The following is a 12,397-nucleotide window of genomic DNA, read 5'->3' on the forward strand; positions in this document are numbered from 1 at the left end:
GCCCGGTGGCCACGGTGCGCGGGGCGGCGTGCCCCGGGGTGGCTCAGCGCCGCAGACAGCGCCAGCCGAACGGGTCCCGGCCCTCCGGGTTCTCCGCGAACGCGCCGTCGCCGTAGGTGTCCCGGCAGGCCCGGTCGATGTCGACGGTGCGGGAGGGGAGCAGCAGCCGCTCGCACTCCCAGCCGCCGTCGTCACGGGTGTCCGCCCAGCTCACCCCGCCGACATGCTCGTCGCAGTAGCGATCCATCATCCGGGCCAGTTCGTCCCGGCCGTCCGGGCCGAGCACTACGGGCTGCGGGGGCGGCGGCGGGGCGGCCGGCGGCGGCGGGCTGGTGGTCGCGGGTGGCGTCGGTGCCGCCGCGCCCTGGAGTGGTGGCCGCGACGAGCTCGACGGTGCCGGTGGGGTCGGCGCGGGAGCGCCGGTGGCCCGGGACGTCGGGCTCGGGGACGCCGTCGGGGTCGTCGCGGGCGTACTGGTCGGCAGGACGTCGTCCGGGGTCGGGTACGCCGGCGGTGTCGACTCCGGTGCCGGCGGGCTGGCCACCGCCGCCGGTACGCCGCCCCCCGGCTCGGTGCCGCCACCCCAGCCCATCGTCCGGAGCGTCTCCGCGCCGAACGGGACGGCCAGGAGCAGCAGCCCGACCCCGAGCCCCACCGTGGAGATCACCCGGAGCCGGCGTCCCGACCGGTCGCGCCGGTCGACCGGCCCGGCCTTCCGGTGCCGTCCGCTCGACTCCGCTGCCATCCGGTGTGGTGCGCTTTCCGCCACGCGGCGCCCGCCTCCTCGCGGTCCTGGGGCCGTCGGCCCACCATCGCCTGGTTCGGGACCGCCGACGGCGGTCCGGCATCGACAGGTACGAACGAGCGCCGTGTGTGGTTCACCGCAGTGCGTGACTGTGGTGACCGGCAGGCGATCGGGCGCCCCTCCACAGGGTTTGGACAGGTGGCACCGGCTAGCGTCGAATTCATGATCGATGATACGGCTCCGCTGGCCGCCGAACCCACCCCGCTGAGCGGGATCGCCGAGTGGGCGACCGACCTGATGGACACGCTCGGTGCCCCCGGAGCGGGCCTGGCGGTGGCGCTGGAGAATCTCTTCCCGCCGCTGCCCAGCGAGATCATTCTGCCGCTCGCCGGCTTCGCCGCCAGCCGGGGCGAGATGAGCCTCTGGTCGGCGATCTTCTGGACCACCCTCGGTTCGGTGGTCGGCGCGCTGGCGCTCTACTACGTCGGGGCGCTGCTCGGCCGGGAGCGTACCCGGGCGATCGCCGCCCGGCTGCCGCTGGTCAAGCTCGCCGACGTGGACCGCACCGAGGCGTGGTTCGTCCGGCACGGAGTCAAGACGGTCTTCCTCGGCCGGATGATCCCGATCTTCCGCAGCCTGATCTCCATCCCGGCCGGCATCGAACGGATGCGGCTGGGGACCTTCCTGCTCTGCACCGCCCTCGGCAGCCTGATCTGGAACACCGTCTTCGTGCTGGCCGGCTACCTGCTCGGCGAGAACTGGCACCGGGTCGAGGAGTACGCCAGCCTGTTCCAGAAGGTGGTGATCGTGCTGGTGGTGATCGCGGTCGGCTGGTTCGTGCTCTCCCGGCTGGCCCGGCGCAACCGTCCGCGCAGCCGCCACCGGATGTGACCCGTCGCCGGTCCCGGGCCGTCCCCGGCGGCGGCCCGGTCCGGCCCCGGTCAGCCACCCAGATAGCGGAGTACCGCGAGCACCCGCCGGCTGTACCCGGTGACGTGCGCGAGGTCGAGCTTGTCGAAGATGGCGTTCACGTGCTTCTCGACCGCGCTCTGCGAGACGTGTAGCTGCGCCGCGATCGTGGCGTTGGTGTGCCCCTGCGCCATGTGGTCGAGCACCGCCCGCTCCCGTACCGTCAACCGGCTCAGCGGGTCGGTGTGACTGGTCCGGGCCAGCAGTTGGCGTACCACCTCCGGATCGAAGGCGGCGCCGCCGTCACCCACCCGGGTCAGCGCGTCGAGGAACTCGCCGACCTGGGCCACCCGGTCCTTCAGCAGGTATCCGACCCCGCCGCTCTGGCTGGTCAGCAGCTCGACGGCGTAACGCTTCTCGACGTACTGGGAGAGCACCAGGACCCCGACGGCGGGCCAGCGGCGGCGGATCTCCAGCGCGGCGCGCAACCCCTCGTCGGTGTGGGTCGGCGGCATCCGCACGTCGACCACCACCGCGTCGGGTGGGTCCGCCGCGATGGCCGCGACCAGCGCGTCCGCGTCGCCGACGGCGGCGGTTACCTGGTGCCCTTCCTCGGCCAGCAGCCGGACCAGCCCCTCCCGGAGCAGGATCGAGTCCTCGGCCAACATCACTCGCATGGCAGCTCCGCGACGACGGTGGTGGGGCCGCCGGTCGGGCTCTGCACCCGGAAGCGGCCGTCCAGGGCGGCGACCCGGCGGGCCAGCCCGGAAAGCCCGACGCCGGCCGGGTCGGCACCGCCGACGCCGTCGTCGACGACCGTCACGACCAGCCGGCCGTCCCGGACTACGACCTCGACGTCGACCCGGCTGGCCCCGGCGTGCTTGGCGGCGTTCGTCACCGCCTCCGAGACCACGAAGTACGCGGCCGTCTCGACCGCCCGCGCCGGCCGCGCGGTCAGCCGGTGGTCGATCCGGACCGGCAGCCCGGCGTGCTCGGCGACCCGGGCCAGCGCGTCGGCCAGCCCCAGGTTGTCCAACGCGGTCGGATAGACCCGCCAGGCCACCTCGCGGAGGTCGTCGAGGACCCGGCCCGACTCCTCGTGCGCCTGGCGCAGCAGTTCCGCCGCCTTGGCCGGGTCGGTGGTCCGGCGGGCCCGGCCGACCAGCATGCCGAGCGCGACCAGCCGCTGCTGTACGCCGTCGTGCAGGTCCCGCTCGATCCGCCGCCGCTCCGCGTCGACCGCCGCCACCACCCCGGCCCGGCTGGTGGCCAACTCGGTGATCCGGCGTTCGAGCACCTCCCGGCCGCTCGGCCCGAGGAACCGCCGGGCCACCCGACGGTCGAGCGCGACCACGCCGGTCGCGCCCTGCACCACCAGGAAGAGGCCGACCAGTCCGAGTACGAGCTGCGCCAGGAAGGTCAGCAGGGTGCTCTCGCCGTGTACCGCCTCCCAGATCCAGACCCCGCCGGAGAGCACACCCCAGCCGAAGAGCAGCAGTACGGAGCCGCCGAGCATGCCGACCGCCCAGCGCACGGCGAGATAGCGTACGGCCCGGCGACCGGTGTAGTCGGCCGCGTTCTCGCTGTCCAGGAACGTCGCCAGCCGCCACCGTTCGACCTCGGCCAACTGGCGGGCGCCGGTCTCGATCCGCTCGACGATCCGCTCCGCCGCCGTCCGGCGGGACTCGGCCCGTACCCAGAGCACCAGCAGGATCGACCCGAGCCCGAGCAGGTACGTCAGCTCCACCGTCGCGGTCACCGCGCCGATCAGCAGTCCTGCGCCGAGCCGCAGCGACCGGCGGAGCAGGACGGGCAGGGTGCGGCCGGCGTCCCGCCGGGGCGCCGGTACGGCGTCCTCGGTCACGTTCTCCGGCCCTGCTGACACCTCTGGAGGCTACCGGTGTGGTTTTCCCCAGATACCGGGCTGGGGAGCCCGCCCGGCCCGGTGCGCTCAGCCGGCGGCGCCGGCCGGTTCCGGGTCGGCGGGGGCGGCCGGGGCGGCCGGTTTGACCGAGCGGAGCAGCACGGTGGCGACGTCGACCACCTCGACCTGGTCGCCGGCCTCCTTGCCGTTGACGCCGTCGTTCAGCATCGTCGAGCAGAACGGGCAACCGACCGCGACCGTCTTCGCCCCGGTCGACATCGCCTCCTCGACCCGGTCGACGTTGATCCGCTTGCCGATCCGCTCCTCCATCCACATCCGGGCGCCGCCGGCGCCGCAGCAGAAGGAGCGCTCCTGGTTGCGCGGCATCTCGGTGATCCCGTCGGCCGCGGCCGCGCCGAGCACCTCGCGCGGCGGGGCGAAGACCCGGTTGTGCCGGCCCAGATAGCACGGGTCGTGATAGGTCAGCCCGCCGTCCACCGGCTGGACCGGGGTGAGCCGGCCCTCGGCGACCAGGTGGGCCAGCAGCTGGGTGTGGTGCACGACCTCGAACTGGCCGCCGAGTTCGCCGTACTCGTTGCCGAGGGTGTTGAAGCAGTGCGGGCAGGTGGCGACGATCTTGCGCTTCGCCGGCTCGCGGTCGCCGAACGCCTCGTTGAGGGTCTCCACGTTCTGCTGGGCGAGCATCTGGAAGACGAACTCGTTGCCGATCCGCCGGGCCGGGTCGCCGGAGCAGGTCTCGCCCTCGCCGAGGATGGCGAAGTTCACCCCGGCCTCGTGCAGCAGGGCGGCCACCGCCCGGGTGGTCTTCTTGGCCCGGTCCTCGAAGGCTCCGGCGCAGCCGACCCAGAAGAGGTATTCGAAGTCCTCGACCTCGCCGACCCGGGGCACCTCGAAGTCGAGCCCCTTGGTCCAGTCTTCCCGGGTGTTCGGCGGGGCTCCCCACGGGTTGCCCTTGTTCTCCAGGTTGCGCAGCATCACGCCGGCCTCGGACGGGAAGCTCGACTCGATCAGCACCTGGTAGCGGCGCATGTCCACGATGTGGTCGACGTGTTCGATGTCGACCGGGCACTGCTCGACGCAGGCCCCGCAGGTGGTGCAGGACCAGAGCACGTCCGGGTCGATCACCCCGAGTTCCTCGGCGCCACCGATCAGCGGCCGGTTCGCCTCGGCCAGCGCCAGCACGTCGACGTGCGCCAACTGGGCCTCGGTCGCCTTCTCCTCACCGGTCAGGTCCTTGCCGCCGCCGGCCAGCAGGTACGGCGCCTTCGCGTACGCGTGGTCGCGCAGCGACAGCACCAGCAGCTTCGGCGAGAGCGGTTTGCCGGTGTTCCAGGCCGGGCACTGCGACTGGCACCGCCCGCACTCCGTGCAGGTGGTGAAGTCCAGCAGTCCCTTCCAGGTGAACTGCTCGACCTGGGCCACCCCGAACTGGTCTTTCTCCGGGTCGGCCTCCTCGAAGTCGAGCGGCTTGCCGTTGCTGGTCATCGGGCGCAGCGCGCCGAGCCCGGAGTCGGCCCGGCCGGGGTCGCGCTTGAAGAAGATGTTGGGGAACGCGGCGAACCGGTGCCAGGCGACACCCATGGTCACGTTCAGCGAGATGACGATGACCCAGGTCATCGAGATCGCGATCTTGACCAGGGCGGTGACGCTGGTGCCCGCGTCCCAGGCCGGCAGCAGCGCGCCGACCGCGTGGCTGAGCGGGGTGGCCCAGGCCGGGAACTCGAAGTGGTCGGTGGCGACCTTGAAGCCCCGGATCAGGAACCCGCAGACCAGTACGGCCAGCACCACGGCCTCGACGAAGTAGCCCTGCCACATGGTGGAGCCGGTGAACCGGGACCGGCGGGCCGGGTTGCCCGGGCGGTTACGCAGCCGGATGCCGATCAGCACCAGGATCCCGACCACCCCGAGGATCCCGATCAGTTCGGTGACCAGGCCGTAGCCCACCCAGTGCCCGACCAGCGGCAGTCCGCCGGTCGGGGTGACCACCTCGAAGTACGCCTCCAGCACCAGCAGCGAGAGGATGACGAAGGCGACCATCACGAACCAGTGCGCGGCGCCCACCACGCTCCAGCGCAGCATCCGGGTGTGGCCGAGCGTTTCGACCAGCATGTTCCGGGCCCGGACGCCCCGGTCGGCGAACCGCCCCGGGTCGGGCTGGCCGAGCCGGATCACCGCGGTCATCCGCAGCACCGCGCGCGTCGCCAGCCACACCGCGACCGCGGTGATGCCGGCGGCGAGGATCGTGGTGACGATCTGGACGCTGCCCATGCCTGTTGGCCTCCCCGTCCTGCTGCCTGCCCTCGTCCGCCGCCCGGCCGGCGGTCCGTTGGCCGGCGGCGGCGATGTACGCAGCCTACGCGGCGAGGTTACTGGTTGGTAACGTGACTATCCTCGCAACGACGGTCATCACAGCCGAGCTGGACGGTGCGAGGCACGCGCCGACCCGGGTGGGGCCGTCGGGCGGCCCGGTCGGTACCGGCCACCCGGCTCGACGGGCGATCGACGACAGGCCGGGACCGTCGGAGCGGGAAACCCGGGCCGGGGTCAGCGCCAGCGGGAGAGCAGCCCGAGCGAACCGACCATCGCGCCGAAGCCGATGGCGAGGTTCCAGTACCGCCAGGTGGCGACGGGGTATTCCATGTCGGACAGGTAGAAGACCACCAGCCAGCCGATGCCGAAGACGATCAAGCCGACCGCCGTGGCCGGCAACCAGACCGGGCTAGGCTTACGGGTCGCCGCGGTGGACGTGGGACGGACGTCCGTCGGCGGCGTGTACACCTTCTTCTTACGTACCTGAGACTTGGGCACGGCGCTCTCCTGAGGGGTTGTGATCCTCGTCCGGCCTGACAACCGGACGCAAGGGCGACGGTCCATGGCCAATAATGTTCGACAGCTAGCGTAGTCGCGAGAACCCGTTCAGGCCACGGACCCGGGCATCTGGGTACGGACGGTTGAACGCCCGGATCGCCTCGGTAATTCCCGCGATTAGGACATAATTAGCATATTGGCATGATCGTGAGGGGGAAGGGCCCGATGGAGTACACCTCCGGCGTCGCGTCCTGGCGGAAGGTGCTCCGCCGCGCCGCCGTGGGGCTGCTGCCCCGGCGGTCGGCCGAGCGCCGCCCCGGGTGGTCGGTCGGCGTACCCCTGATCGCGCTCGCCGCCGGGCTGCTCTTCACCACCACGGCCACCACCGCCGGCGGCACCTCGCTGCGCGAGGACCGTCGCCCGGAGCTCGCCCAGCTCATCGAGGACCGGCGCGAGCAGGTGGCCTCGGGCCAGGAGCGGGCCGCCGCGCTTCGCGACCAGGTGGAGAGCCAGACCGAGGCGCTCGGCGGCTCCGACGGTCGGGTGGCGGCCCAGCGGGACCGGGCCACGGGCAGCCGGGAAGCGGCCGGGTTCACCGCGCTGACCGGCCCGGGGATCTCCGTCGAACTCGACGACGCGCCGCAGCAGAGCGACAGCAAGCTGCCGACCGACGCCCGCAACGACGATCTCGTGGTCCACCAGGGCGACGTGCAGGCCGTGGTCAACGCGCTCTGGGCCGGAGGTGCCGAGGCCATGACCATCATGGGTGTCCGTGTCCTCTCCACCAGCGCGGTACGCTGCGTGGGGAACACCCTGCTCCTGCACGGCCGGGTGTACTCACCACCGTTCCGAATCACCGCCATCGGCGATCCCGCCGTACTACAGCGAGCACTCGCCGCGTCCGAGGGGGTCCGGTTGTTCAAGGACGCGGTCACCCATTACCACCTCGGATACCACGAGGCAGTGGAGCCCAGCGTGACGGTTCCCGCGTACGACGGTCCCGGCGGACTCCGGTCGGCCAAGGTTCCGGGGTGAGCCCGGTGACCGGCGACCCGAACTCCGCCCGCAACGGTCGGCACCGCGCGCCCGACGGCGACGACCCGACCATGTACATTCCCCGGCTGCCGGAGGCCGACGAGCCGCCGGAGACCGACCGGGCAGCACGTCCCGCCCGCCCGGAGCCGGGCGGCCGCCGTTTGCGGATCACCGTCGACCACGTCGTGGCACCGCCGCCGGGCCGGGCGCCCCGCGCGCCCGAGCCGCCCCCGCCGGCCGCGCCGGCCGCGCACGACACCATGGACCTGCCCGCGCACGGCACCATCGGGCCGCCCGCCGGCGACTCCGGCCGCTATCCGAGCGCCGATCCGGTCGGGCACGGCCCGTCCGGTCCGCCGGAGCCGCGTCCGGGAGAGCACGGCCACCCGGGCGAGCGCCGGGGTCCGGTCGAGAGCTACCGCCCGCAGCCGTACTCGCCGGTCGAGCCCGAGTTCCGGGTCGCCCGGCCGCCGGCCGACCGCCGGGAATCGGCGCCGCACGCCAGCCGGCGGGACCCGACATCCGATCCCGAGCGCTGGCCGCCGGGACCGAGCACCGTCCCCGACCGTCGGGAGCCGCCATCGGCGGTCCGACCGGGCGCCTGGGAACCGTCCCCGGCCGCCGACCCCGACCATTGGGAGCCGTCCCCCGGTGTCGACGTCGGCCGCCGGGCCGCCGCGCCGGCCGCCCCGGACCCCTGGGCACCGCCGACGGCTTCCGCTGCCGCCGCCCGACCGACCCCCGGCGGTACGCCCGACCGGCTCGGCGCACCCGCGCAACCCGACCGGCTCGGCGCACCCGCGCAACCCGACCGGCTCGGCGCACCCGCGCAACCCGACGGGACCGGCCAGGTGCACGGAACCGGTCGCGTCCCCGGGACCGGTCGCGCCGAGGGGATCGGTGCGACCGGACAGGTCCCCGGGACGGGTCGCACCGACAGCCCGACGACGCTCATCCCGACCGTCGCGCCACCGCCGGACCCGGAGACCACCGCGCCGATCCCGCCGACGCCACACCGCGGCTCCGGAGCCGACGGCGCCACCACCGCCCTGCCGCAGGTCCGGCCCGCGGCCACGCCCCGTCAGGCGGACATCGAGTCCACCGCACTGATCGGCGCGATCCCACCCCGTCCGGCGGCCGGCGACGGCGCGGACGGCGGGGACGGCGGGGACGGCGGGGTGGACGCCGACCAGCGTCCCCGGCGTGGCGAGCGGGTTGTCCGGCTCCGGCCGGAGCAGACCGGCGAGGGCTACAAGAGCGTCTACTCCGAGCTGACCCGGCCGTCGATCGGCTCCCGGATCCGCACCGGCATCCGGGCCACCGGCGAGGTGCTGATCACCTTCGGCCTGGTCGTCCTGCTCTTCGCGGCGTACGAGGTCTGGGGCAAGTCAACCATCGTCAACGCGCACCAGGACGATCTGGGCCAGCAGTTGGCCCAGCAGTGGGACGAGCCCGACCCGACGGTCGGCCCGACCCCCACCGGTACCCCGAAACCGATCAAGCCGGTGCCGGGCAAGCCGATCGCCGGCCTCTACATCCCGAAACTGGACAAGCACTGGGTGGTCGTCGAGGGCGTCACCCAGAAGGACATCCGGTACGCCCCCGGCCACTACCCGACCAGCGCCCTGCCCGGCCAGGTCGGCAACTTCTCGGTTGCCGGTCACCGGAACCGGGCCACCTTCTGGCGGCTGGACGAACTCGACGACGGCGACGCGATCGTGGTGGAGTCCAAGGACGCCTGGTTCGTCTACCACGTGTCACAGACCCGGATCGTCCGGCCGTCCCAGGTCGAGGTGGTCGCCCCGGTCCCCGGCAAGCCGGGTGCGAAGGCGACGAAGGCGATGTTGACCCTGACCACCTGCAACCCGAAGTTCGACAACTACCAGCGGTTGATCGTGCACGCCGAGCTGATCCGTACCGAGCTGAAGGCGGTCGGCTCGCCGCGGCCACCGGAGTTGGACGGCTGACCGACGATGTACGCGTGGATCTGGCGCAAGCTGCCGTTCGGAGTTCCGGGCAAGCTGATCGGCTCGCTGCTGATCACCGCGGGCCTGCTCGCGCTGCTCTGGTACATCGTCTTTCCGTGGGCCGAACCGCTGCTGCCGTTCGACGACGTCCAGGTGACCCAGGACAACGGAGTTCCCGGTGAGCCGGCCGGCGAGCCGGGGGTGGACGGCGAGGATCCGGGGGTCGACGGTGAGCCGTCCGGCGACGGGCACGAGTTGCCGTACGACACCACCCGGAACAACACCCCGCCCCCGAGCCCGAGCAGGTAGGCCCGATGCGCGTCCTCGTGATCGACAACTACGACTCGTTCGTCTTCAACCTCGTGCAATATCTGGGCCAGCTCGGCGCTGACTGCGAGGTACGCCGCAACGACGAGATCGACCTCGCCGAGGTGGGCCGGCTCGACGTGGCCGGGGTGCTGCTCTCCCCCGGTCCAGGTACCCCGGACCGGGCCGGCGTCTGCCTCGACGTGATCCGCGAGTACGCCGGCAGGCTGCCGATCCTCGGCGTCTGCCTCGGCCACCAGGCCATCGGCGCCGCCTTCGGGGCGACCGTGGAGCGGGCACCCGAACTGCTGCACGGCAAGACGTCCGAGGTCCGGCACCGGGACGTGGGCGTACTGGCCGGGCTGCCGGACCCGTTCACCGCCACCCGGTACCACTCGCTCGCCGTACCGTCGGAGACCCTGCCGGCGGAGATCGAGGTCACCGGCTGGACCGAGTCGGGTGTGGTGATGGCGATCCGGCACCGTGACCTGCCGATCGAGGGCGTGCAGTTCCACCCCGAGTCGGTGCTGACCGAGGGCGGCCACCTGATGCTGGCCAACTGGCTCGCCGGTTGCGGCCTGCCCGCCGCACTGGACCGGGCTCCCGCGCTGGCTGCCGAGGTGGACGCCCGGCGCCGGGCCGCCTTCGTCACGGTCTGACGTCGCGGTCCGGGCCCAACCGACTTCGTCACGGTCTTGGCACCCAGCCACTGTTCATCACGGTCTTGGCGCCCAGCCGCCTTCGTCACGGTCTTGGCGCCCAGCCACTGTTCGTCACGGTCTTGGCGCCCAGCGACCTTTGTCACGGTCTTGGCGCCCAGCCACTGTTCGTCACGGGTCTGACGCCGCCGACCGCCCCGGACCAATTCGGTCTGGGGCGGTCGGCCTGCGTAACGCGGTCAGCCGGTCCGCTCTGCTGTGATCAGCGGGATTCCGGGCGGGTCACCGGCGGGTTCACCGGTGGGAACAGTCCGCCACCGCCGCCGCCGTTGCCCGTGGGCGTGGGCGTGGGGGTGGGCGGGGTCGGCTCGTCGTCCTCTTCCGGCACGCTCACGGTGATCGTCACGGTGGTGCCGGTCGCCTTCTTCTCCCCGCCCCGCGGGTTCTGCCCGGTCACCTCGCCGGCCTCGGCGGGCGGCACCGGGTCGCCGTCGACGACCCTCACCTCGAAGCCGGCCTCCCTCAGCCGATCCCGGGCCTCGTCCTCCTGGAGCCCGGTGACCCGAGGCACCTCGACGACGTTGCCCCGGGAGACCTCGACGGTCACGGTGCTGCGCGGGGCGACCTTCTCACCCTCCTCAGGATCGACCTTGGTGACGATGCCCTTCGGCTCGGTGCTGTTCACGTCCTTGCGCTGCACGGTCAGTCCGAGGCCCTTGAGCTGGCCTTCGACCGCCTCGAACCGCCCGCCCACCAGGTTCGCCGGGATCGTCACGTTGGCGGGGCCGGCACAGACCCGGATCTCGACCTCGGTGCCCTGGTCGACCGTGGAGTTCGGCGGCCGGCTCTGCGAGGTGACCTCCCCCACCTCGCAGTCGTCACTGGTGTCCGCCGCGCCGAGCTTGGGGGTCAGCTTGGCCTGCCGGAGCGTGTTCTCGGCGGCCTCCCGGGTGCTGCCGACCACGTTCGGCACCTCGGCGGTGCTCGTGGTGCCGGGGTCGTCCTGGTTGAGCATCAGGGCGGCGACCAGGGCGATCACCGCGAGCACCCCGAGACCGCTGAGCGTCGCGATCACCCAGGCGGACGCCTTGCGGCGCCGTGCGTCGCCGACCCGGGCCGGCGGCATCGGCCGACCCCCGGCGGTCTGGATCGGCCGAGTGGTGGCGGTGTGCGACATCGCCATCGTCTCGTCCTCGCGCAGCACCGGGGTGGCCATCACCGGCCGGCCGGCCGCCGCGCGGAGCAGGTCGGCCCGCATCTCCGCCGCGCTCTGGTAGCGGTTGAGCGGGTTCTTCGACAGCGCCTTGAGCACGATCGCGTCGATCGGCGGGGTGACGTCCGGGTTCAGGTCGCTCGGCGACGGCGGATCTTCCCGTACGTGCTGGTAGGCGACGCTGACCGGGCTGTCGCCCACGAACGGCGGATGGCCGCAGAGGAGCTCGAACAGGACACAACCGGCGGCGTAGACGTCCGACCGGGCGTCCACCGCCTCGCCCCGGGCCTGCTCGGGGGAGAGGTACTGAGCCGTACCGATCACCGCGCTGGTCTGCGTCATCGTGGTGGCGCCGCTGGCCAGCGCCCGGGCGATGCCGAAGTCCATCACCTTGACCTGGCCGGTCTGGGTCATCATCACGTTGCCGGGCTTGATGTCCCGGTGGATGATGCCGTGCCGGTGGCTGAACTCCAGCGCCGCGCAGACGTCGGCGGTGATCTCCAGGGCCCGCCGGGGCATCAGCCGACCCTCGGCGGCGAGTACCTCCTTGAGCGTCCGGCCGTTGACGAACTCCATGACGATGAACGGCAGCGTCTCGCCGGTCGGCGCGATTTCCTCGCCGGTGTCGTAGACGGCGACGATCGCCGGGTGGTTCAGCGACGCGGCGTTCTGCGCCTCCCGCCGGAAACGCATCTGGAAGGTGTCGTCACGGGCCAGATCGGTACGAAGCATCTTGATCGCGACGTCGCGGCCGAGCCGGAGGTCGCGCCCACGGTGCACCTCGGCCATGCCGCCGTAACCGAGCAGCTCGCCGACCTGGTACCTGCCACCCAGCAGGCGGGCCTGCGCCGTCATCTCGTCTGTCGTCCT

The 12,397-nt window shown here is 72.6% G+C and carries 11 protein-coding genes; 5 read left to right on the plus strand and 6 right to left on the minus strand.

Annotated features, from left to right (window positions below):
• Positions 1–43: 43 nt before the first annotated feature.
• Positions 44–769: a hypothetical protein gene (locus ACQEVC_RS08345; RefSeq protein ID WP_432874769.1), complete on the minus strand. Its 726-nt coding sequence runs from the start codon at positions 767–769 to the stop codon at positions 44–46.
• 198 nt (positions 770–967) lie between these two features.
• Here ACQEVC_RS08345 and ACQEVC_RS08350 point away from each other — a divergent pair, with 198 nt between their 5' ends.
• Positions 968–1,636, plus strand: coding sequence for a DedA family protein (locus tag ACQEVC_RS08350; protein WP_432874772.1), 669 nt, complete (start codon positions 968–970; stop codon positions 1,634–1,636).
• Between the two features lie 50 nt (positions 1,637–1,686).
• Here ACQEVC_RS08350 and ACQEVC_RS08355 read toward each other — a convergent pair whose 3' ends face one another.
• The 4 genes from ACQEVC_RS08355 to ACQEVC_RS08370 all read right to left on the minus strand — a co-directional run bounded on the left by ACQEVC_RS08355 (position 1,687) and on the right by ACQEVC_RS08370 (position 6,347).
• Positions 1,687–2,331, minus strand: coding sequence for a response regulator (locus ACQEVC_RS08355; protein ID WP_432874774.1), 645 nt, complete (start codon positions 2,329–2,331; stop codon positions 1,687–1,689).
• A complete protein-coding gene (locus tag ACQEVC_RS08360) occupies positions 2,322–3,539 on the minus strand; it encodes a sensor histidine kinase (RefSeq protein WP_432874776.1) in 1,218 nt (405 codons plus the stop codon). Before ACQEVC_RS08360 ends, ACQEVC_RS08355 begins: the two co-directional genes overlap by 10 nt.
• Before the next feature lie 66 nt (positions 3,540–3,605).
• The gene (locus tag ACQEVC_RS08365) at positions 3,606–5,807 is read right to left on the minus strand and encodes a (Fe-S)-binding protein (protein WP_432874779.1); all 2,202 of its coding nucleotides are present in this window, start codon (positions 5,805–5,807) and stop codon (positions 3,606–3,608) included.
• A 276-nt stretch (positions 5,808–6,083) separates the two neighbouring features.
• A complete protein-coding gene (locus tag ACQEVC_RS08370) occupies positions 6,084–6,347 on the minus strand; it encodes a cell division protein CrgA (RefSeq protein WP_101368904.1) in 264 nt (87 codons plus the stop codon).
• Positions 6,348–6,572: 225 nt separating this feature from the next.
• Here ACQEVC_RS08370 and ACQEVC_RS08375 point away from each other — a divergent pair, with 225 nt between their 5' ends.
• From ACQEVC_RS08375 to ACQEVC_RS08390, 4 genes are read left to right on the plus strand one after another with little or no spacing between them, the layout of a single operon-like run.
• Positions 6,573–7,382 carry a DUF881 domain-containing protein gene (locus tag ACQEVC_RS08375; RefSeq protein WP_432891164.1) on the plus strand — a complete coding sequence of 270 codons (810 nt, stop codon included), beginning with the start codon at positions 6,573–6,575 and terminating at the stop codon, positions 7,380–7,382.
• The gene (locus ACQEVC_RS08380; protein WP_432874782.1) at positions 7,379–9,349 is read left to right on the plus strand and encodes a class E sortase; all 1,971 of its coding nucleotides are present in this window, start codon (positions 7,379–7,381) and stop codon (positions 9,347–9,349) included. Before ACQEVC_RS08375 ends, ACQEVC_RS08380 begins: the two co-directional genes overlap by 4 nt.
• 6 nt (positions 9,350–9,355) lie before the next feature.
• Positions 9,356–9,658 carry a hypothetical protein gene (locus ACQEVC_RS08385; RefSeq protein WP_432874785.1) on the plus strand — a complete coding sequence of 101 codons (303 nt, stop codon included), beginning with the start codon at positions 9,356–9,358 and terminating at the stop codon, positions 9,656–9,658.
• Between the two features lie 5 nt (positions 9,659–9,663).
• A complete protein-coding gene (locus ACQEVC_RS08390) occupies positions 9,664–10,314 on the plus strand; it encodes an aminodeoxychorismate/anthranilate synthase component II (RefSeq protein ID WP_432874788.1) in 651 nt (216 codons plus the stop codon).
• A gap of 262 nt (positions 10,315–10,576) precedes the next feature.
• Here the strand turns inward: ACQEVC_RS08390 and pknB are convergent, their stop codons facing one another.
• Positions 10,577–12,382 (minus strand): Stk1 family PASTA domain-containing Ser/Thr kinase, encoded by a 1,806-nt coding sequence (gene pknB / locus ACQEVC_RS08395; RefSeq protein WP_432874791.1) that lies wholly within the window; start codon positions 12,380–12,382, stop codon positions 10,577–10,579.
• Positions 12,383–12,397: the final 15 nt, after the last annotated feature.

This window comes from Plantactinospora sp. CA-294935, from assembly GCF_050936445.1.
GTDB lineage: Bacteria > Actinomycetota > Actinomycetes > Mycobacteriales > Micromonosporaceae > Plantactinospora.

Bases quoted from the DNA above. Each gene is read 5' to 3' on its own strand.
- ACQEVC_RS08385 (WP_432874785.1), top strand. From the start codon at position 9,356: ATGTACGCGTGGATCTGGCGCAAGCTGCCGTTCGGAGTTCCGGGCAAG.
- ACQEVC_RS08375 (WP_432891164.1), top strand. From the start codon at position 6,573: ATGGAGTACACCTCCGGCGTCGCGTCCTGGCGGAAGGTGCTCCGCCGC.
- ACQEVC_RS08365 (WP_432874779.1), bottom strand. From the start codon at position 5,807: ATGGGCAGCGTCCAGATCGTCACCACGATCCTCGCCGCCGGCATCACC.
- ACQEVC_RS08350 (WP_432874772.1), top strand. From the start codon at position 968: ATGATCGATGATACGGCTCCGCTGGCCGCCGAACCCACCCCGCTGAGC.
- pknB (WP_432874791.1), bottom strand. From the start codon at position 12,382: ATGACGGCGCAGGCCCGCCTGCTGGGTGGCAGGTACCAGGTCGGCGAG.
- ACQEVC_RS08390 (WP_432874788.1), top strand. From the start codon at position 9,664: ATGCGCGTCCTCGTGATCGACAACTACGACTCGTTCGTCTTCAACCTC.
- ACQEVC_RS08355 (WP_432874774.1), bottom strand. From the start codon at position 2,331: ATGCGAGTGATGTTGGCCGAGGACTCGATCCTGCTCCGGGAGGGGCTG.